Origin of the sequence: Asticcacaulis aquaticus, assembly GCF_028550415.1 — a bacterium.
Classification (GTDB): domain Bacteria; phylum Pseudomonadota; class Alphaproteobacteria; order Caulobacterales; family Caulobacteraceae; genus Asticcacaulis; species Asticcacaulis aquaticus.
Genome location: NZ_JAQQKX010000035.1, coordinates 1 through 1,313 on the forward strand (window position 1 = coordinate 1; position 1,313 = coordinate 1,313).

At 57.5% G+C, this 1,313-nt stretch carries 1 protein-coding gene and 1 other annotated feature; the gene reads left to right on the top strand.

Features of this window, described 5'->3' with window-relative positions:
• The first annotated feature begins 53 nt into the window (after nucleotides 1–53).
• Nucleotides 54–1,282, top strand: a protein-coding gene (locus PQU92_RS18735) for an IS3 family transposase (protein WP_272749817.1) whose coding sequence is annotated in 2 segments (ribosomal slippage) — nucleotides 54–345 and nucleotides 345–1,282 — 1,230 coding nt in all. Because the reading frame shifts where the segments join, the coding sequence is not laid out codon by codon here.
• Nucleotides 335–451 (top strand) — a sequence feature (AL1L pseudoknot). (Overlaps the previous gene by 117 nt.)
• Nucleotides 1,283–1,313 lie beyond the last annotated feature (31 nt).

Consider the following 1,313-nt stretch of genomic DNA (forward strand, 5'->3'; position numbering starts at 1 on the left):
TGAACCGCCCCGGCTTTGCCGGAGGCTCCAACTTCTGAGAAGATGGAGCTACTATGAACAAAACGACGAACAAGTTTTCACCTGAAGTCCGCGAACGCGCTGTGCGGATGTTTCTCGATCATCAGGGCGATTACCCTTCACGATGGTCGGCGCTGTTGTCGATATCAGGCAAGATTGGCTGTACGGCGCAGACGTTGAACGAGTGGGTCAAGAAGACCGAAGTCGACAATGGTCAGCGTGCTGGCGTGCCGAGCGACATGAGCGAGAAGCTCAAGAAGCTTGAACGAGAGAACCGGGAACTGCGGCAGGCCAACGAGATCCTGCGCAAAGCCAGCGCATATTTCGCCCAGGCGGAGCTCGACCGCCCATTCAAGCGATGATCGCCTTTCTTGACGATCACAGGGATACCTACGGGGTCGAGCCGATCTGCAGAGTTCTGCCAATCGCCCCATCCACATATCACGCACACGTTGCCTGCCGCCGAGATCCGGAGCGCCTGTCAGCAAGGGCTCGCCGGGATATCGAGCTCAAGCCCGAGGTGGCGCGTGTATTTGCCGAGAACTACGAAGTCTATGGCGTCCGTAAAGTCTGGAGACAGATGAAGCGGGAGGGATATGGTATCGCCAGATGCACTGTCGAACGGTTGATGCGGTCCTTGGGCTTGCAAGGTGTCATCCGCGGAAAGCCCGTTCGTACAACGGTTTCTGATAAGGCGGCGCCGTGCCCGCTGGATCATGTAAACCGGCAGTTTCGCGCGCCGGCCCCGAACTGTCTTTGGGTGTCAGACTTTACCTACGTGGCCACATGGCAAGGCTTCGTCTACGTGGCTTTCGTAATTGACACCTTTGCGCGCCGCATCGTCGGCTGGCGCGTCAGCAGAACGGCGCATGCCAGTTTCGTACTGGACGCGCTCGAACAGGCCATACATCAGCGCCAGCCTGCCCACCGCGGCGGGCTCGTGCACCATAGCGATCGGGGCAGCCAATATATTTCAATCAAATACACCGAACGTCTGGCTGAAGCCGGGATCGAACCCTCTGTAGGAAGTGTAGGCGACTCCTACGACAACGCCCTGGCTGAAACCATCAACGGGCTATACAAGGCCGAAGTCATTCATAAGCGAGGACCCTGGCGAAACTTCGAGGCCGTCGAGTTCGCAACGCTTGAGTGGGTAGATTGGTTCAATCACCGAAGGCTTCTTGAACCCATTGGCAACATCCCACCAGCCGAGGCCGAACAACTCTACTACGCTGCCCTCGACACTTTAGAATTGGCCGCGTAACTTAAACCAATGAGCCTCCGGCAAAGCCGGG